We start from the raw sequence: 18,901 nt of genomic DNA, 5'->3' as shown, positions 1-18,901 counted from the left end.
GCATTATCCTTCAGTGGCGATCAAATCGATCCAGGCCTTAAGCTGTGTATCGATCGATGTTTGTTGTGCGACGACACGAACGTCGACGCTATCCAACGTCACATATTCGATCGCAGCCGGCGAGGCTTGGAGATGTTGACGTAAAATTTCAAGAAGATCGGCTGGCCCGGAAATTTGAATCATGATCTTGTCGGCGCTCCCGGCAATCGTGCGAACGCCGTCAATCAATTTATCGATCATCCGCTGACGCAAAGCTGCAACGACGAAAGGTTGCAAGACGCGGCCAACGGCATCGGCGAATGTTTCCTCCATCGCGAGCAATGCCGTCGCAAGCTGCTCGCGCAGGCTGTCGCCCTCCTCACGCGCCCAAGTTTCGCGCGCTGTCGCAAGCTCGGTGGCGAATTGTTCATGCGCGCGTGCGAGTTGCGCTGCATGTTCTGCCGCTGCCGCTTCAACGCCGGCGGCATAGCCTTCATCGCGCGCGGCATCGATCTGCGCTTGCGGATCGTCTTTGGCTTCCTCCGACCATACCGGGGCCAAATCCACGTCCGTCGGCATGAACAGAGCGGCCGGCTCGCTGGCGCCCAACTCCATTTGGACGAGAAATTCCGCGACCGGCCGGGCGATCATGCTGGACTCCGTTGCCGCATCCAGAGCTTAAGAATATTGACGGCTTGTTGCTCATCAAATTCAACGATCTGCTCAAGCCGTTTCACCGGCGTGCGTTTGTTATTGTCGGTAAGATCTTCGATCAAATTGGGCTCCGGCGCCATGCCGGAGAACATCGGCATCCCTTCGGGCATTTGCAGCGACGGCTCGGGGAGTTCGAGGCTGTCGGCGCCGAGGTAGCCAGCGGATCCGCCAATGCCTGCCGGCGGCGACAAAGCCTTTACGACCGGCCTCACGCCGAACCAGAGACCCAGGAACGCCACAAGCAATATGACGCCGCCATTGATGACGGCCCCCGTCTGGCGCAACAGAATTTCCTGCCAAGTGGGCGGCGGGACGGGGGCAAGATTGCGGCCGGATTCGACGAAATCCACGGCCGAAACTTTGATCGTGTCGCCGCGCGACGTGTTTGCACCCGCAGCCGATGCAACAATCTGTCCGATATCAGCGAGCTGCTTATCGATAGCCTCTTGCGTGGGCTTGCCACCAAGCGAAGCAAGGAGACTGGCGCGATTGACCAGGACCGCCACCGAAATGTGCTCCACCGCGAAGCCACCACTGATCGTCTGAATGGTCTTCGACGAGACCTCGTAATTGGTCGTCTGGTCGCGTTTCTGATTCTCTTCGTTCGATTGCTTACCGTTATCGGAATCCGTCTTCTCCGGCGGCAGATTCTGCGTGACGGTCGTCGCCGGCTGATTGCTCGAATTCTGCGAAGTCTCATTCGACCTGACGACGCGAACCGACCTTTCGACACGAGAATCGGGATCGAAAACCGTTTCGTCCGTCTGCCGCTTGTCAGTATTGATGCGTGTCGCGACGCTGATCTGGAAATTGGTGAAGCCGAAAAACGGCGTCAAAGTCCGGCCGATGTTATCCTGTATTTCTTTGGAGAAGGTCTTTTCCAGGCTCAACATCTGGCCGGGCGCGCTATCGCCCGTGTCATCGCCCGAAGCGAGCAGCATTCCATCGGTGTCAAGCACCGTCACCTGCTCCGGCTTCATGCCGGGAACCGCCGCAGCGACAAGATGGCGAATCGCTTTGGCGACAGCAACATCATCCGGCACATCCGTGCGTACCACGACCGAGGCCGATGGTGGTTCGCTCTCGCGCCGGAACGAGCCATCATCTGGCAACACCAGATGAACGCGCGCTGCTTTCACAGCACTCATCAGCTGGATCGTTCGCGCCAATTCGCCCTCAAGCGCGCGAACGCGCGTCACTTGCTGCATGAAGGACGTGAGACCGAGCGAACCAAGCTTGTCGAAAAGTTCGTTACCCGCATTGGGGCTGTTTGGCAGCCCTTTCTCCGCCAGCAACATGCGCGCCGGCGCGGTTTGTCCATAGCGCACATATACAGACGTGCTGTCGGAGCTCACATCGAAATCGATATTGGCTTCCTTGAGCGCAGACGCGATGCGGCTGACGTCTTCCCGATCGAGGCCGCTATAAAGCAGCTCTTGCGTCGGCCGGCTGAGATAATAGCCGGCAAGGCCCGTCACAAGAAAGATCATGAGGCCAGTTACGCCAAGGCCGATAAGCCGCCGCGTCCCCAGCTTCATAAGATTTTCCCAGAAGCGTCTCGCTTGTTCGAGCGCCGCCATTCCCCGCCTCCGCTGCCACCTTCAGGCAATGTGCGGGGGCAAGCTTGCGCGGGGATTGCTCAAACGAAAACGACCGCGCTCGTAAGCGCGGCCGCCTCGCGAAGGAAACTTACGTGAATTATTATTGGCCGAAGAGCTTCAGGATAAGCTGGGTGTTGGAGTTGGCGATCGACAACGCCTGAACACCGAGCTGCTGCTGAACCTGCAGAGCCGAAATTTTCGTCGAAGCTTCGTTCATGTCCGCATCGACCAGCGAACCGACCGACGTCGTCAGCGAATCCGTCAGATTCGAGATGAAGGTCTGCTGCTCGGTCACATTATTCTGGTCGGCGCCGACGGTGCTCGCGGCGGCCGTCATGTTCGTGAGCGCGGTCCCGATATCGGTCAGCATGTTGGCGACGCCAGCGGCGCTGGCACCCACGACATTGAAGTTGAGGACCGACAGGCCCGAAGCGGTACCGGTCGAGCCTAGAATACCCGTCGTCGCCGCTGTGCTAGCCACGTTGAACAGAGCCGTTGAGCCCGTGTCGACGGAGATGAACGATGCGCCCCCGGTCGAAGTGTAAGACGACAGCAGATTCACGGACGAACCGGCCGATGCCACGAGGAAGTTGGTGCCGTTGACGTTCGTCGTCTGACCAAGGCTGATCAGCGACTGGATACGATCGGTGATATCATCTTGGGTATCGGCAATCTGGTCCGGATCGGCGTTCTTACTTATGAGATCCGTAGCGGTCGCGAGATCGGTCTGGATGGCGTCCAGGACCGAGATCGTCTGATTCATGGCCGCGGTCATTGTCGTCAGCAAAGAAGAGCTTTCCGACAGCGAGCTCGAAACCGCGCCCAGGCTGTCGATCTGCGAGTTCATCGAAGTCGCAATCGACCAATAGGCCGCGTTGTCCTTGGCGCTCGAAATGGCGAGGCCGGTCGAAATTTGATTCTCGTAGGTGTTGAGGCTGTCCTGCGTCTGGTTGAGCGACAGCAGGGCGGTCATGGCAGAGGTGTTTGTAAGAAGATCACTAGACATCGTATGTCCCTTGGGTTTGGCCAAATTAATCGGGACATACCGGATTTGCACCGGTACAGCAGGGCGGCATGATGCCTTTGGGAAGCGTGCTCCCAACCTACCGTGTGGTGAACAATATCGGCCGAAGCTTACGCAAAACTTAACAGAACGACTCCACAACCCGAAAAACCACAAAAGCTGCCTGCTGGGAACGGCCGGCACTTCAGGCCGACGTAAGACTGGCGCGCTAGGGATTGCACGATCAGCATCCAGCAGCGCGGCGAGACTCCAATGCGCATCACATCAGAAAATAATAAGTCCAAGTTTGCGATCGTGACCGCCTATTTCAAGGAGGACCGGTTCTTCCTCGAAAGATGCTTACGCAGCGTTCGCCGGCAATCCTTGGCAGCTGATCATATCGTAGTCGCCGATGGTTTCCCCCAAGATTGGCTGGACGACGCTGGAGTTCGGCACATCAGGCTCGACCGTCGGCACGGCGATTATGGCAATACGGCACGCGGCGTCGGCGCGCTCCTCGCCATCGCGGAGGATTATGTTGGAATCGGTTTTCTAGATGCCGACAATTGGCTGGAGCCGAACCATCTCTCGGAATGCCTTGCGGCCGCCGTGGCGCCCTCGGGAGAGCCATATGATTATGTCATCGCACAACGCAACTTCAAACGGCCGGATGAAACGACCCTCATTGTGGATGATGAACCCGGCCACGTCGACACGAACTGCTTCTTTTTTCTTCCGGGCGCGTTCTACGCGATCCCGCGGTTCGCTGGCATCCCCAGCGCACTTTCAAGCCTCGGCGATCGAATCTTTTATCAGGAGCTTTCGGCTCAGCCGTTGCGCGCAACCGTCCTAAGGAAGAAAACCGTCAATTATCACTGTCTGTGGGAATCGCTTTATCGGGCCGCCGGCGAGGCGCCGCCGCCGGGCGCCAAGCCCAATATCGATCATCAGCCTTTGATCGCCTGGCTCAATGGTCTTTCGCCAACGCATCGAAATGCCGTCGCCCGGCGCTTACCCCCAAATCCGGCCAATCAACCCACAGCAACCGACATTCAACCGAGCCAAGCTAGCTCTCAAGCATCTCATCAAGGCCTAACTCGGCCTCGGGAATACTTGGCGGACGATCAAACGGAACGCGCACCCATCATTTTCGCGGCCGGCAAATCAGCCGGAGGTCCTCGATCGGAGCTTTCAAGCTGGGTGCTCCCCGACGGCAGCATTATCGTCCGCGAACCGCCACGGCCGACTGACTTTCGGCAGCCGTATTATCTTGAGGAGTTTGACGCGCATACCCTCTTTTACGACGTCTTCCGAAGCTCGTCGGGGCAGCAAATCGTTTTATTAGGACCATCTGGCGGCGTTAAACTCGATCCTATATTGGCCAAGCTTAACTTTGCATCGAGCGAGTCCGCAGAATGCCTTTCAGGCAAGGTCGTCCTTAAAGACCGAAATATGCAGGTCTGGTTGGAAAATTGTGAGCAAATAGAGCGCCTGACGGTTGAGAACATCTCATTCGGCACGAAAGAATTAAAAGTTCAGCCAAACCATTCGAGCCGGTTTGCAGATAAACGGGTGCTCCTTACCAAGTCAAAAAATAACGATCTGGAGTGGATTTCAGATTGGGTGAAATTCTATCGCAAAGCACATGGAATCACGGGCGTCCTTTTCTACGACAACGCCAGCACCGCCTATTCGATAGACGCTATCGAAAACGCTATTCGGTCCGCAGCGAGCGACATCGAGGTTGAAGTCGTCGCATGGCCGTTCAAATTTGGGCCGAACGGCGGACCTGCAAATCAATGGGATTCTGATTATTGCGAATACGGAGTTTTGGAACACGCGCGTCATCGCTATCTCTCCAAAGCGAGAAGCGTCCTCCACGTCGATATAGATGAACTCGTCGTTTCTCCGAAAGGAGAATCCGTGTTCGCGTTCACAGAACGCGGCGAACGCGGTTACACGATGCTGACCGGCCGTTGGATTGCAAATGTTCCCGAGCTGTCGTCCGATCAAAAGCCGCGTCATCGGCATTACCAGTTTTCGGACACGGAGGCATCCTTATGTCCGCACAAATGGTGCGTCATGCCCAGCCGTTGCGAATTTTGGCAGCAATGGAAAACCCACGAGATAACCGGATTCGGGTTTACGCCCGTATCACCCGAGAAATTTATGTTCCGCCACTTTAGGGCAATCAGCACGAACCGCGAGCGCGGTCTGCCGGAATCTTATGACGCTGAGCGCCATCACATCGATTCGGCTCTTGTAGCGAACATACAAGGTGTATTCGGGAGTCTCTCCCAGCAAGCTGCAGAATGACGCGTATCAGCGGCAGCGACGATTTTGCTTCCCACGCGCATCGATATGGGACGCAATTCAACCTGCCCCGCTGGAGCTAATGCGGCCAGATAACATCTCAGCGAGCGGTCAAAGCTCCCCCGCCTGCAGAGACGCACGCATAATGTATTGACCGGGCTTGTACGAGAGTGAGCGATCGACTTGGAACCCAGCACGTCCAAGGAGAGAACCAAACTCAGGTCCAGAGCAAGAATTGATCCATAAAGGCGATCTTGCGTTATCCAAATCGGTCGAGCAGTAGGAGACAATCAGAGTTCGGCAAGATTCGGCCAGCAAAATAAACGATTTGTGTAAATCCACCAAATATTCGCAAACTCCGAGCATAAAAACAACGTCAGCCGATCGGATCAAATGACCGGGGAGATTACCCGTATTTAGATCACAGAAATGAACATCGGCAGTCCATTGTTTCAAGTCCAGCGGAATATATGTGCTTTCTTTCGATAACGAATTCCGGAGTGCCTGCCTGGGACCGCATCCGATATCGCAGACAATCTTCTCGTCGACCTTCAGAAGCCCCGCCGCCAAATGCGCGCGCCCATCCCATTCGGGATCGAAATTGAAGCCGTTACTCCAGTAAGCCTTGATATTGGACACTGACGGCGCAGCGAACTTGGTGTTAGCCAATTCGACATCATCCACCATTTCTTCACCCCGCCCTTTTGCCTCAATTTGTCCCATCGCGCGACCGGCTCACGACGATATCGTAACTGCGTGCAGCGACGCGCATACGCACGAGGAACATCGCCCTCTTAATTCTTATACAGCGCAAGGATTGCTGGAGGCTGTCCTGTTTGAGCGGGACTATAAAGCATGAGTAGCGCGTGGCAGCGTACCCGATCTCGCCAGCGGAATATGTCGATAGAGTACCAAGAAGAGCGATTGCTAAACCGGCACTCTATTCGCTCGTAACATACTCCCTGCCCTTGACTGAGGCCGAGGCTGGCACCTCGCCGCGAAAGATCTTAGCTTCGTGCAGCCTCCTCTTTAGAGCTTTCGACAGCTCCCATTTTATGAACTCGCTCGTACGAAGCTGACGCGCGAGATCCTGTGTGGGATTGATTTGGACAGGCGCCCCCACAAATGCACTCACCCGCTCGCGCAATTTGTTGCGCAGCTCTTCGTGCATTCCTTTATTGGCAGGCGGGTGATTGACGTCATACCGACAAAGGCCCTTCAGAAAATCTTGAGCATCGGCGTGATGCAATAGATCTCGTAAGCCATCAAAACGATATTGATCCTGCGCGAAGTCCAATAAAAGAACAGGCGTCCCCATCGCCAGCGAAGGAAGGGCACAATGTAACCGGCTCGTAACTACGCAATGCGCCTTGGAATATATTCCGAGCAACACCTCGGCCAACTGAAACCGGTCATCCTGCTCCTTGATATTAAGGTCGCAATGCTTGACCGCTATTATATTCTTTTTCGTCTTTTCCCTTATGAAAGAGATGACGTCCAGCGGCAGGTCCACGACAACAACAAGGTCATAATCGCGCTCGACCGGCCTGCGCTCTAGCGTCAACGTGAGGCATCCGGAAAAATATGCCTCCACGCCCGCAGCACGCAATATTCTAACCGTGTGCTCGTCGCGCGCGCCGATGGGGCCACGCGTCTTCAGATAATCTACAGTTTGCGGAGCAAGCAAAATCTTCGAGGCGCATAGCCCGGAGTAGAGTCCTGGCTCCTGAGAGATGTGCATGGAAATAAAAAGCGGGTCCAGATAGGCGCTGGGAGGCCAATGTTCCGGCGCGTGCATATACCAGCCATTCGCAATCAGTTTTCTTGGTATCAAATCCTCGGGACAAAACTGATCCATTTCCTCCCGCTCAATAAAACTATCAACCGTCGGAAGAAACTGGCGCGCGGCCACACTTTGTATTTCGTCCCCTATATTGTTGGTATCCCGATATGAAAACAGTCCGTATTTGCTCGCGCTAGTCATCATCGATCCCGGGGCTACCTGCGGTTTAGTTTTCTGCGCCGACAAAGTTCCGTCACACTCAATTATACGACCGCACGAGACTGCCGATCAGCATGTTCCAGCCGTCTACGAGCACAAAGAACATAACCTTAATAGGCAATGAAATGACGGACGGCGGCAGCATCATCATGCCCATCGACATCGTGAGTGTAGAGACGACAATATCGATCACGAGAAATGGCAATGCGATCAAAAATCCCATCTCGAAACCGCGCCGCAATTCCGAGATCATGAAAGCGGGAACAAGGATGCGGATCTCGACTTCCGGCGCGGGCCCCGTCTTCGTCGTGGGTGGCGGCTTCAGGTCCGGCGGCGCGAGATCTTCGAACAGCCGCAAATCCTTGTCGCGAACCTGCTTGAGCATAAACTGGCGGAAAGGCTCGACGATTTTTGGTAGGGCCGCTTTCTCATCGATCTTATTGTCCATCAGCGGCGCAATACCGTCCTGCCACGCACGGTCAAATGTTGGCGCCATGACATAAAACGTCATGAACAAGGCAAGGCTGATAAGGACGAGATTGGCGGGCGTGCTTTGCAGGCCAAGACCGGAGCGCACAAAGGACAACGCGATGATAAACCGCGTGAAACTGGTGACCATGATCAAGATGCCGGGCGCCACAGACAGAATCGTCAGCAACGCGACCATCTGGATGATCCGCGCCGCGGCACTGCTGCCCCCTTGCGGTATCAATGTATTGAGGTCGGGCGTCTGCGCCAACGCCATTGTTGCTGAAACGAGTAGTAGTGTCAGAGCGAGAAATAATCTTTTCACTGCACCACCAAAGTTTGAATGATCAGCTCGCGGACATGACCCTGCGAACGGATAGATGCTCGTTCGCTCAGATCCTCGCGAAGATGTTGAAGACCGCTCGCACCACCGATCTGACTGAGCGACAATGTCTTCATGAAACCGAGAATGTCATCGGCAATTTCTGCACCAAGCACGTCCGGCTTCGTCGTTGTCTGCTTATCCACGACAACGGCCGCTTCAAGCCTCACCCACGCGCTCGTCGGGTCGGCAAGATTGGTGATGACCGGTGGCAGATCGACCAGACTTACATTGGAATAAGTCGGCTGTGCCGCGAGGACCGCGGCCTGTGCGTCGCGCCGTGCCACGGAGGCCATTGCGAGGCCTACGACGGCTCCGATGATGATCGCAAGGACGCTTATCCCGCCCATGGCGATAAGCCAGGGCAGCAGAGACGGAAAAAGCTGCGGCGCCGGAACTGCCGCGGCCTCTACATCGGTGATATCATCCTCGGCCATTTATCACGTCCGAAAGCACCGCGGCCCGTTGGTGGCGCAAAGTTTCATCGCTAAAGCGGTTTGAACTTGTCAAAAATCTGCTGGCCCCATGCCGGCTGCTGAACTTCCATGATGCGGCCGCGGCCGCCGTAGGAAATGCGCGCTTCAGCAATCTTGTTGTAGGCGATCGTATTGTCTTTCGAGATATCGCGCGGCCGCACGATGCCGGCGATGTTGAGCACGCGCAGCTCGTAATTGACGCGCACCTCCTGCGAGCCGCTGACGATCAGATTTCCGTTCGGCAGAACGTCGGTGACCACCGCGCCGACCGACAATTGAATTTTCTCCGAACGATCGATCGAGCCCTGCCCCTGCGCGTTCGACGACGAGGTGAAATCGTATTGCGGATACCATTGGGTCTGGCCGCCGCTGTTCTGGACTTGATAGTTCAGGCCACCCTTGACTTCAGCGTTCATGTTGCGGCCCGACGCGTTGCCGAAGGTCGCACTGTCATTGATTGCAATATTGACGGTGATGACATCACCGATTTTCGAAGCCCGGGGATCGGTGAAGATATCGGCGTGGCTGCCATCCCAGATCGCGCCGCTTGTGTTGTGGCTGTTTTGCGCGAAGACGGAGGTTGGCATAGGCATCACATCCGCCGAAAGCCCGGTGCCGACCGGACTCATCGAAGGCTCGCGGCCAACCTCTTTGAGATCGGCCGCACATCCTGCAAGGAGCAGCGCACCAGCCGAGAGAAGCAGCATACGCATCAGGATCTCTTTCCGTCGCCAGAGTCGGCGCCTACCATTTCGTCTGTCAGATGCGCCGCGCGAGCCGGGTCCATCTGGTCGAGGATCGCGCTCGCGGTACGGGGATTCAATTTGCTGAGGACGGCCGCGGCCATAGCATCATCCATCTGCACAAGCTCGCTCGCGGCAGCTTCCGGATCCATTTTCGAATAGATCTCGACGACGCTTTGGCGCGCCATCTTCATGGCTTCGTCGCGCTTGCGTAGCCATTCCTGAAATTCCGCACGCTTTGCCTCAAGCTCGGCGATTTTTTCCTGCAACCGCGCCTCGACTTCTTCAAGCTTCGACGCTTGCCAGGCGATCCGCGCCGCATCCGCGGTGGAAACAGTGTTGGCGCAGAACATCCGCACTTCCGGCAAACTGCGAAGCGCGTGTGCGCGTGCTTCGGCCTTAGCGCGCGCGATGGCGGCCGCATGCTTCTTCTGCGTCTCGACGTGCAGATCAACCGGGTCTTGGGCTGGTTGCGAGGGAAAATCGGCATCCGCGGAGGACGGCGCGGCTGAATCATCGCTGGAGGCGCGGGTCTGCGCCTGCACGCTTGTTACGCATGCGCAAAAGATCAAAAATGCAAATGAAGCGTATCGCATATTCCCGCCCGCCAGCCGCAAAGCGCTGTTGCGCTCGCGAGACTGCAAGAAGAAGCTTGTGCCGGGCTGGCTGTTTTGAGTGATTATTCGACGACGAGATCGGCCTGCAACGCACCCGCCGCCTTAATGGCCTGGAGGATGGCAATAATGCCACTCGGCTTGAGACCGATCTGATTCAAGCCAGCGACAAGAGTTCGCAGACTCGGGCCGTGGACGATCGCAATTGTCGCATCGGGCTGATCGACGTTAACCTGCGTATTCGGGACGACGACGGTCCTGCCCCTTGAGAATGGCGCCGGCTGCGAGACTTGCGGCGTTTCCGTCACGCGTACCGTAATGTTGCCGTAGGTGACCGCAACCGTCGAAATCTGCACGTCCTGACTGATGACCACGGCGCCGCTTCGCGCATCCATCACGACGCGAGCCGGCATATCAGGCTCCACATCAAGCTCGCCAAGTTCGGCAATGAAACGCGCTCTGTTGACTTCAGGAGGCGCATCGAAATCGATCGAGCGTTGATCGCGCTGGCGCGCAACCTGACGGCCGTAATGGCGCTGCGAATAAGCATTTATGGCGTCCGCGACCCGCGCCGCCGTCGCGAAATCGGGATTATTCAACTCGAGTGTCAGAGAGCTGATATCGTCCAGCTCACCCGGCACCTGGCGTTCAATCAATGCGCCGTTGGCGATTCGCCCCGCTGTGGGCACGTTCTCGGTGACGCTCTCCGCTTCGCCCGCCGCAGAATAACCCGCAACCGCTACCTGCCCTTGCGCAATCGCGTAGGTCTGGCCGTCGACGCCGTTCAGCGAGGTCAGGACAAGTGTACCACCCATCAAGGATGTCGCGTCGCCAAGCGAAGACACGGTCACATCGATGCGCGAACCCGGGGTGACAAAGGGCGGGACATCGGCTGTGACCAGAACCGCAGCGACATTGCGCGTACGCATCGCAGTGCCGCGCACATTGATGCCCATGCGATCAAGCATGGATTCCAGCGCCTGCTGCGTAAATGTCGAATTCAACAATGTGTCGCCGCTGTTCTGCAGGCCGACGACGAGGCCGTAACCAAGAAGCTGATTCTCGCGGACGCCGCGCAGTTCGGAAATATCCTTGATTCGAACCGCTGCATCCGCGCCGAACATTGCAAGGCAAAAAACCAGAGCGAGGCAGATACGCAGCATTATCCGCCCACCCGCACGGTTCCGTCAGTCTGCACGATTCCCGAAATCGTCACGCCGCTGTCGAGATTGCGTATCGAAATAACGTCGCCCGCACCGCCTGCCTGGAGAGCCGATGCATAAGACTCGATGATAAGCCCATCTTGCTCGAAAACGACCCTGACCTTCTGACCGTCCGCGATGAGTCGCGGCTCACCGACGGCATTGGTCGATATCGGCAGACCAGGCAGCAATGTGTGACGCGCGATTTTGCCGACGAGTCCGCTACGCGAATCGATGGCCACGCCGCGCATCGGGCCGCCAGCGCCGAAATCATGATCAACGATCCAATCTTTCTTGATGATATCGCCGGGATAGATCGTCACCGATGGCACCGGCAACACATTTCCCGCATAGGCGGGTGATACAAAAAGCGCCATGAATAAAACGGGCGCCGTGAGACGACGCCTGTTTCTAATCCGCCCGTTCAGGCGTCGCGATTGAGAGATCATGCATCACCCCATATTCTTGGTGAGCGTCTGCTCCATCTGATCCCCGGCCTGCACCACCTTCGAGTTCATCTCATAGGCTCGCTGGGCGGAGATGAGATTCGTGATCTCCTTGACCGGATCCACATTCGAAGCTTCGAGGAAACCCTGGTTTATCGTGCCGAACCCCGGATCGCCGGGAATACCCGCAACCGCCTGGCCGGATGCTTCCGTCTGCTGAAAGTTGTTGTTGCCGACCGGCAAAAGACCGCCCTCATTGGCAAAGTTCGCCAAGGTCAGCTGGCCGATCTGCTGGGGCTGGGTCTGACCGGAGAGCATGACGGAAACGATGCCGGTCTGATTGATTGTCGTACTTAGGGCGTTGGTCGGAATGATCATTGACGGGCTGACGACATAACCATCCTGCGTCACGATCTGGCCATTCTGATTGGTCGAAAAATCGCCGGCGCGCGTATAGAGCAACGTGCCATCCGGCGCCGTGACCTGAAACCATCCGCGGCCGCTGACCGCGACATCAAGAGGATTGCCAGTGCTGTTGAGCGTGCCCTGAATCTGCAGGGCGCGCACCGCCGCGGTCCGGACACCCAGACCGACCATCGCGCCCTCGGGCACGGCGCTGTTTTGTCCACGGCTCGACACACCGGGGAGCCGCTCGGGCTGGTAGATGAGATCGGTAAATTCCGCACGTGAACCGCGGAAACCGGTCGTGTTCATATTAGCAATATTATTGGCGATGACTTCGACATTGAGACTTTGGGCCGCCATGCCCGTTGCCGCGATCGCCAGAACCGTTGATGACATTTTATGTCCCTCAGATCGCCATACGGCTTACTTCTTGATAGGCCGAGACGACTTTATCGCGGACCGCAGCCACAGTTTGCAGCGATTGCTGCGCGTCCATCACTGATTTGGTCACGTCCTGTATGGAGGCCCTGCCCTGAATGCCGGAAATGGCCGTCGCTTCGCCACTCTTCAGCTTGTCGATGGCGTCGCCCGTGACCTGTGCGAGCATCGAGCTGAAATCGGCCGGCGCCGCGCCCGCAGCCGCCCCCCCGCCGGTGATTGCCGGGGCGATAGATGAAATACTGCCGATCGCGTCGGCTGCGACGGTACCAAGAAGCGAAATTGCCGGGATCATTGCGAATTCCTCATGAGATCGACCGTCATCGTATAAAGTTCGCGAGCCTGCTTAACCACCTGGATATTGGCGGAATAGGAACGGTTTGCTTCGCGCATATCCGCCATCTCGGTAATGAGATTGACGTTCGGCAACTTGATGAAGCCGCTCGCGTCAGCGGCCGGATTGCCAGGATCATACTCGACACGATACGGCGAACGGTCATAGCCGATGGAGCCGACCTTCACCATGTCGACGCCCGTTGCCTGATCCATCTCATCCGTGAAAGTGACGGTCTTGCGCGTGTAGGGATTGGCGCCCGACGTCATGCCTGTAGATTCCGAATTGGCAAGGTTCTCGGAGATCACGCGCATACGCGTGGAATGGGCTTCGAGCCCCGAGGTTGCGACGTCGATTGCCGCTTCAATTGGATCGATCATGATGAAGCCTTCACACTGATCGCGAACATCTGAGAAAACGCCTTCACAATGGCCGCATTCATCGAATAATCGCGGCCGACCGAGTTGGCCTTGAGCATTTCATGCTCCATGCTCACCGAATTGCCAGACGGCACCACTTCCCAAGGCGAACTATCCTTGGCAGAATCGTCGGTACTGAGCGGGTCGGACGATATATGGCCCGGCTGGGTCGCATTGAGATGCAATTGCGCCTGCTGAAGCACGTCCACAAACGGCGCCACATCCTTGCCGACATAGCCCGGCGTATTGGCATTCGCCACATTTTCGGCGACCGTCGCCTGGCGCACCGCAAGCCAATGCTGATGTGCCGACGCGAGATCAAAAAGGTAAACGGGTTCCAAGGTCGTATCCGCCTCTCAAGCCAAAGAAAATTTACGGGCTAAAGCTTGCCCCAGGCTGGCACGCTTGCCTTTCAGCAACTTCTCGATGCGAGCCTCGCATCGGCGATGGCGGCGACGAGCCGGCGCGTGTCGGCAGCCTCGCCGTGCGACCCTGTCGCGAAGTTGATCTCCGAAATTTTGACGCTCGCGTGGGCCGCCTGCAAAGTCAGGTTGAAGCGGACAGTGATTTCCTGATGGCGAAACTCGAAATCGAGAAGAATCGACGGAGGCTGATCCCACTCAAGCTCGTAATCCGCATCACAGCCGTAGGATAACGTCCCATGCTTGAAATAGAGCTCCATCGAGGAATTCACGATATCGCGGATATTGTTGAACTGTTCCAGATGGATGAAGGAAACATAATCGGCAACATTCATCATCCGAAGTTCGGCCGCCACGTCCATGATCCCCTCTGCGATGGCTTTAGCCTGCAAGAGTGATTGATCACCGCGCGAATCTGCTAGCATTAGCGTACTTTCAATGTATCGGCGCCCGGCGGCGCGCGTGTCTCTGAAGCATGTGGATCAATTCCGCCACGGCGCGATAAAATTCAGGCGGTATCATCCGGTCAATTTCCACATTCTCGTACATGGACCTTGCGAGAGCCTTGTCTTCGATAACCGGGATATTATTCTCTTCTGCCGCCGCACGGATTCGCAGAGCGAGAAAATCCTTGCCCTTGGCCAGGACGAGCGGTGCCCCGCCCTCCTCTCGCACGTAACGGATCGCAATGGCATAATGCGTGGGGTTGGCGACGACGATCGTCGCGCGGGAAACGGCGGCAATCATATTCCGCCGCCGACGATCGAGCGCGAGCGAACGCATGCGCGCCTTGAGCATCGGGTCGCCTTCGCCCTGCTTGACTTCGTCCTTGACCTCCTGCCGGCTCATGCGGAGTTCTTTGCGCCAATTTCTTCGCGACCAGATGAGGTCGATAGCGACGATAAGCAGGGTCGCGACGGCGATGCCGGAGACAAACCGCATTGCCATTTGACTGATGAGATCCGGAAGAGCATTCGGATCGACGAATAGCGCGTTGACGAATTGCAGCCTGTCGGCCTGCAGCATCGACGTAACGATGATGGCGATCGCGATGAATTTCGCCATGCTCTTGAGAAATTCGGTCGCGCCCCGGATGCTGTACATGCGGTGCCAACCCTCCGCCAGCGAAAGCCGCGAAAGATCGGGCTTGATGCGCTCGAATACAACGCGCGGTGGATTCTGCGAAAAGGATGCGGCGAGACCTGCGACAATAAAGACAATAAATGCAGGCACCAACAGCGCACCGGCCTGCTGCGCAATGAGCGCGCATAATGCAACTGCATCATACCCTGTCGAAAAATGCCAACCATCGGCATTATCGAGAAGCTGCTGCAACATGAGGACCAGAGACGCCGAACCGGTCTTCAGGAAGAAGGCCATGACCACGAGCAGGCCGGCTACGAAGGCAAAAATCGAGACTTCACGCGAAACCGGAACATTGCCGCGCTCGATTGCGTCGCGAACCTTTTTGTCGGTGGCTTCTTCTGTTTGACTGTCCCTGTCCGGTTTATCCGCCATGCGAGAATCTCAACCGGTCAGTAGATCTCTTCATCGTCTTCTTCGGAATTCAGTTCAAGTTCCCCGCGCTCGGCCATTTCAAGCGCAAGATCGGCGATCATACGCCGCGCTTTGACGACCTCGCGATGCGGCGCCGGGCCACCACTGGAAAGCTCGGTTTCCACGACGCGGCGCGCGCGGCCCGAAAGGGTCGATAGAATCGAATTGCGGAAGGTTGCGTCGGTGCCCTTGAGTGCAAGGACGACGCGTTCTGTCGGAATCTGATCGAACAGCGCCAAACGGGATTTCGCCGGCAGCTTGATGATGTCATCGAAGGTGAAGAGCAATCCGCGTAAGGTTTCGGCGGCTTTCGGCCGCGCTTCGGCGAGGCTTTGCAAGACGTCTTCCATCTGCTCGCGCTCCATCTTGTTGATGATGTCGGCCATGCGGCCGTTATGCGCGTTGCGATTGTTGCGGGCGACGTTGACGAGAAGATCTTCCTGCAGCGTGCTTTCGATAAGGCGCATTGCCGGCTCGGAAACGACCGCGATGCCGACCATGCGCCGCATGACTTCGTTGCGGAACTCGCGCGGCAAATGTCCCATAACTTTTGCCGCGCAAAACCGGTGTGACTTTTGACAGAATAGCGGCAACAGTTTGCGGATGTTCCTTCACCAGATAGCCAGCAAAAAGCGCCTCCGAGACGCCCGAAAGCCGATGCCAGATGGACTGGTTGGAATTGCCGGTGACATCCGACATGATGTCGGAAATCTCTTCGGGCGAAAGAAGCCCCGTGAGAAGATGCTCGGCGTCATTCGGCGAGATCATCAACCCGGCACCTCTGGCGAAATTGCCGGCGAATTCCTCGATCATATCCTCGATGACCGCCATCGGGACAACACCCAGTTCGGCGACCGCGCGGGTGATTTCGCGCAATTCATCCTGATCGAAATGTTTCAGGAGCCGACTCGCCAATGGCCTGCCCATCGCGAGGAGCATGGCGGCAACCTTTGCCGGCCCTTCGAGAGGTCTGACTTCCGACTCTTCTGACTGCGCGACAGGATCGACAGACATCGCTTAGCGCTCGCTGGCCGTCGTCGCGTTGATGACCTCTGTCAGCGAGACGCCGAAGCGGGATGTATCATCTTCGACAACAACCACTTCGCCGCGCGCGACAACGCGTCCGTTGACGACGACGTCAACTGGCTCGCCCACGCGATGATCGAGCGGCACCACGGCGCCGCGGCCGAGCTTCAGCAGGTTTGCAACCGGCATCGTAGCGGAGCCGAGCACAACCTGCAACGTAATCGGGATACGCAAAATTGCATCGAGATTGCGTCCCTCGTCCGGCTGCGTCGGGCGTGGCGCCGCCATCTCGTCGACGATGCTGCCGAAGCTGTCCAATGGTGAAGTTTCGTTCTCTGTCATGATACCGCGCCTCTATTCCCTTGCCGCGGGCCCGCCGCGCGAATATTGACCGCACCGCCGGCCGGACGGCTGATCTTCATTGACCGACGAGCCCACCCAGAAAGTCCGGCTCATTATCGTAAATATCGTCGACCCGGAGCGTATATTTGCCTTCCGCCTGGCCGAGATGACACCAGAACAATGGCTCAGCGTTGCACTCAAGCTTCACCCGGCTCTTCGGCGTCGATTTCAGATGCAGGATATTGCCGACCTTGAGATCCGCGATGTCGCCGAGAGTGAACCCGTCTTCCTCGAGAATCGCCTGGACGACGACATCGGCCTTGCTGACTTCGCTTTCGATCTGCTTGGTCCAGCGAGGGTCCGCCGCGGCGACATCATTACCGTGATCAACAGACAGGCTTTGACGGATGGGATTGATTGCGGCCTGCGGCAGAACCACGAAAATCTCGCCCGAGCGGCCAAGGATGCGCAAATTGAGTTTCGCCAGGACGGCGAAACTGTTGCGCGGCGCGATCACAGCGAAGTCCATTCGCGTTTCAAGCCGCTCGAACTTGAAATGCATTTCCTGAATCACCGAAAGTGCGGTTTGGAGCGAACGCGCGATGATATCGAGCGTTTTCTGCGCCACGCGCATCTCGATATTCGTCAGGCTCCGATTCTCGGTATAGGGCGGCTCGCTGCCATCGCCGCCAAACAAAGCCTCGACAAGCCCAAAGACAAGCTTGTTGTCGAGCCCGATCATGATGCGGGCGTCCCAGGCCTGGGCATGCAGCATGGAAACAATGGCCTTGCCCTCGGCGGCCTCCAGCACGGCACCGATTCGCTCTGTCTTCACAGAACTGACAGTGAAATAGGCGGGTGCTGTCGAGAGTTGGCGCGCGTTTTCAGCACAATGTGTGGCGAGCCGATCGAAGATGACGCGCAAAAACGGCAGGCGCTCGATCGAAATGCCAGCGGAATCGAACAGCCGCTCCGGCGCAGTCGACCGCGCACCTGTTTCTGCTTTGGATTGAGCGCTCGAAGTCATGCTGCCTGCCGTGCGGGACCACCGGAGATCGTCTCGTTTTCAACCATATCGATCGTCGGGCGATCATGAGAGGAGATCGTTTTACGCCCATGCTCGAGCGCGATTTGCGGCATGGCGCCATTCATGAAAGCCAGCAAAGTTTGCTTGACGATGAAATAGACGCGCAGGCGTTTCTCGCGCGTCACCTTGATCTTTTGCGCCAGCGGCGCGGTGAAGCCATAAGAAAGAAGGATCCCCCCGAACGTGCCGACCAGCGCCGAGCCGATCAGGCCACCAAGAAGCTCCGGTGACTGATTGAGCGCGCCCATCGCCTTGATGACGCCGAGGACGGCGGCAACGATGCCCAGCGCTGGCATCGCATCGCTCATCGCCGTGAGGGAGTAGTATGGTTTCAAACGGTCGTGGGTGATCGTCTCGATTTCCTCGTCCATCAAGGATTCGATCTCGTGCGTGCGCGCATTGCCGACAATGAGCAAGCGGACATAGTCGCAAATAAAGTGGGTCAGCTCCTTGTCCTTCAGGACATTGGGGAAACTGCGAAAGATTTCCGATTCATCGGGATTGTCGACATGCGACTCGACTTCGTTGCGCGCCTTGCCACGCAATTCCCGCATCAGCGAATAGAGCACACCGAGCACATCGAGATAATCGCGCTGGCTCGGCGACTTACCCATGATGCCTTCCATTATGGCACTGCCGGTATCTTTAATCGTCGAGAGCGAATTGGCGACGATGAACGTGCCAACCGCCGCGCCGGCAATCATTATATATTCCATCGGTTGCCAGATAACGGACAGGTGGCCGCCCTCGCTCGCGAAGCCGCCGACGATGCAGCCCATGGCAATTACGATACCGATGATGAAACTCAAGGCTGCCCCTCCGCCTTTGGGTCAAGCTTTTTGGTAAGCGCGCAGGCTTGCCCGAAGCTGATATCCGGACTGGGCCGCCTCAGCCCCCAAAGTCAGCCCCGGACAAGCCAGCGGCGTAA

At 57.1% G+C, this 18,901-nt stretch carries 23 protein-coding genes; 1 reads left to right on the top strand and 22 read right to left on the bottom strand.

The window, feature by feature from the left end; genetic code table 11:
* Positions 1–3: 3 nt before the first annotated feature.
* The 3 genes from WDN02_RS11480 to WDN02_RS11470 form a co-directional block, all read right to left on the bottom strand.
* Positions 4–630, bottom strand: coding sequence for a hypothetical protein (locus WDN02_RS11480; protein WP_337293618.1), 627 nt, complete (start codon positions 628–630; stop codon positions 4–6).
* Positions 627–2,273: a flagellar basal-body MS-ring/collar protein FliF gene (gene fliF / locus WDN02_RS11475; RefSeq protein ID WP_337293617.1), complete on the bottom strand. Its 1,647-nt coding sequence runs from the start codon at positions 2,271–2,273 to the stop codon at positions 627–629. The genes WDN02_RS11480 and fliF overlap by 4 nt, the downstream gene beginning before the upstream one ends.
* Before the next feature lie 121 nt (positions 2,274–2,394).
* Entirely contained in the window at positions 2,395–3,300 is a 906-nt protein-coding gene (locus tag WDN02_RS11470) for a flagellin (RefSeq protein WP_337293616.1), read from the bottom strand.
* A gap of 270 nt (positions 3,301–3,570) precedes the next feature.
* Here WDN02_RS11470 and WDN02_RS11465 point away from each other — a divergent pair, with 270 nt between their 5' ends.
* Positions 3,571–5,613: a glycosyltransferase gene (locus WDN02_RS11465; protein ID WP_337293615.1), complete on the top strand. Its 2,043-nt coding sequence runs from the start codon at positions 3,571–3,573 to the stop codon at positions 5,611–5,613.
* Positions 5,614–5,721: 108 nt separating this feature from the next.
* On the opposite strand, the gene WDN02_RS11460 is transcribed toward WDN02_RS11465, so the two are convergent.
* From WDN02_RS11460 to motA, 19 genes are all read right to left on the bottom strand, one after another.
* Positions 5,722–6,333, bottom strand: a complete 612-nt coding sequence (locus WDN02_RS11460; protein WP_337293614.1) for a hypothetical protein — start codon at positions 6,331–6,333, stop codon at positions 5,722–5,724.
* 217 nt (positions 6,334–6,550) lie between these two features.
* The gene (locus WDN02_RS11455; protein ID WP_337293613.1) at positions 6,551–7,639 is read right to left on the bottom strand and encodes a polysaccharide pyruvyl transferase family protein; all 1,089 of its coding nucleotides are present in this window, start codon (positions 7,637–7,639) and stop codon (positions 6,551–6,553) included.
* Between the two features lie 13 nt (positions 7,640–7,652).
* Positions 7,653–8,357 (bottom strand): flagellar type III secretion system pore protein FliP, encoded by a 705-nt coding sequence (gene fliP / locus WDN02_RS11450; RefSeq protein WP_337293612.1) that lies wholly within the window; start codon positions 8,355–8,357, stop codon positions 7,653–7,655.
* A gap of 44 nt (positions 8,358–8,401) precedes the next feature.
* Complete coding sequence (locus tag WDN02_RS11445) at positions 8,402–8,899, bottom strand: flagellar basal body-associated FliL family protein (RefSeq protein ID WP_337293611.1); 498 nt, start codon at positions 8,897–8,899, stop codon at positions 8,402–8,404.
* 50 nt (positions 8,900–8,949) lie between these two features.
* Positions 8,950–9,651, bottom strand: coding sequence for a flagellar basal body L-ring protein FlgH (flgH, locus tag WDN02_RS11440; protein ID WP_337293610.1), 702 nt, complete (start codon positions 9,649–9,651; stop codon positions 8,950–8,952).
* Entirely contained in the window at positions 9,651–10,226 is a 576-nt protein-coding gene (locus WDN02_RS11435) for a MotE family protein (RefSeq protein WP_337293609.1), read from the bottom strand. The genes flgH and WDN02_RS11435 overlap by 1 nt, the downstream gene beginning before the upstream one ends.
* Positions 10,227–10,360: 134 nt before the next feature.
* A complete protein-coding gene (flgI, locus tag WDN02_RS11430; RefSeq protein ID WP_337293608.1) occupies positions 10,361–11,458 on the bottom strand; it encodes a flagellar basal body P-ring protein FlgI in 1,098 nt (365 codons plus the stop codon).
* On the bottom strand, positions 11,458–11,874 hold the full coding sequence (flgA, locus tag WDN02_RS11425) for a flagellar basal body P-ring formation chaperone FlgA (RefSeq protein ID WP_337293607.1): 417 nt from the start codon (positions 11,872–11,874) through the stop codon (positions 11,458–11,460). Before flgA ends, flgI begins: the two co-directional genes overlap by 1 nt.
* 75 nt (positions 11,875–11,949) lie before the next feature.
* The gene (flgG, locus tag WDN02_RS11420; protein WP_337293606.1) at positions 11,950–12,744 is read right to left on the bottom strand and encodes a flagellar basal-body rod protein FlgG; all 795 of its coding nucleotides are present in this window, start codon (positions 12,742–12,744) and stop codon (positions 11,950–11,952) included.
* 10 nt (positions 12,745–12,754) lie between these two features.
* Complete coding sequence (locus tag WDN02_RS11415) at positions 12,755–13,081, bottom strand: flagellar hook-basal body complex protein FliE (protein WP_337293605.1); 327 nt, start codon at positions 13,079–13,081, stop codon at positions 12,755–12,757.
* Positions 13,078–13,500 carry a flagellar basal body rod protein FlgC gene (flgC, locus tag WDN02_RS11410; protein ID WP_337293604.1) on the bottom strand — a complete coding sequence of 141 codons (423 nt, stop codon included), beginning with the start codon at positions 13,498–13,500 and terminating at the stop codon, positions 13,078–13,080. The genes WDN02_RS11415 and flgC overlap by 4 nt, the downstream gene beginning before the upstream one ends.
* The gene (gene flgB / locus WDN02_RS11405; protein ID WP_337293603.1) at positions 13,497–13,880 is read right to left on the bottom strand and encodes a flagellar basal body rod protein FlgB; all 384 of its coding nucleotides are present in this window, start codon (positions 13,878–13,880) and stop codon (positions 13,497–13,499) included. The genes flgC and flgB overlap by 4 nt, the downstream gene beginning before the upstream one ends.
* 71 nt (positions 13,881–13,951) lie before the next feature.
* Positions 13,952–14,323 (bottom strand): hypothetical protein, encoded by a 372-nt coding sequence (locus WDN02_RS11400; RefSeq protein ID WP_337293602.1) that lies wholly within the window; start codon positions 14,321–14,323, stop codon positions 13,952–13,954.
* Positions 14,324–14,396: 73 nt separating this feature from the next.
* Positions 14,397–15,479 (bottom strand): EscU/YscU/HrcU family type III secretion system export apparatus switch protein, encoded by a 1,083-nt coding sequence (locus tag WDN02_RS11395; RefSeq protein WP_337293601.1) that lies wholly within the window; start codon positions 15,477–15,479, stop codon positions 14,397–14,399.
* A gap of 17 nt (positions 15,480–15,496) precedes the next feature.
* A complete protein-coding gene (locus WDN02_RS11390; RefSeq protein ID WP_337293600.1) occupies positions 15,497–16,018 on the bottom strand; it encodes a FliG C-terminal domain-containing protein in 522 nt (173 codons plus the stop codon).
* Positions 15,912–16,532, bottom strand: a complete 621-nt coding sequence (locus tag WDN02_RS11385) for a hypothetical protein (RefSeq protein ID WP_337293599.1) — start codon at positions 16,530–16,532, stop codon at positions 15,912–15,914. Before WDN02_RS11385 ends, WDN02_RS11390 begins: the two co-directional genes overlap by 107 nt.
* 3 nt (positions 16,533–16,535) lie before the next feature.
* Positions 16,536–16,832, bottom strand: a complete 297-nt coding sequence (gene fliN, locus WDN02_RS11380) for a flagellar motor switch protein FliN (protein ID WP_337294927.1) — start codon at positions 16,830–16,832, stop codon at positions 16,536–16,538.
* 130 nt (positions 16,833–16,962) lie between these two features.
* Positions 16,963–17,913 (bottom strand): FliM/FliN family flagellar motor switch protein, encoded by a 951-nt coding sequence (locus WDN02_RS11375; protein WP_337293598.1) that lies wholly within the window; start codon positions 17,911–17,913, stop codon positions 16,963–16,965.
* Positions 17,910–18,782, bottom strand: a complete 873-nt coding sequence (gene motA, locus WDN02_RS11370) for a flagellar motor stator protein MotA (RefSeq protein WP_337293597.1) — start codon at positions 18,780–18,782, stop codon at positions 17,910–17,912. Before motA ends, WDN02_RS11375 begins: the two co-directional genes overlap by 4 nt.
* Positions 18,783–18,901: the final 119 nt, after the last annotated feature.

The sequence above is a fragment of the Methylovirgula sp. genome, from assembly GCF_037200945.1.
Lineage (GTDB): Bacteria > Pseudomonadota > Alphaproteobacteria > Rhizobiales > Beijerinckiaceae > Methylovirgula.
The sequence above is the reverse complement of the archived record's forward strand: the minus strand, read 5'-3'. Positions and strand labels throughout refer to the sequence as shown.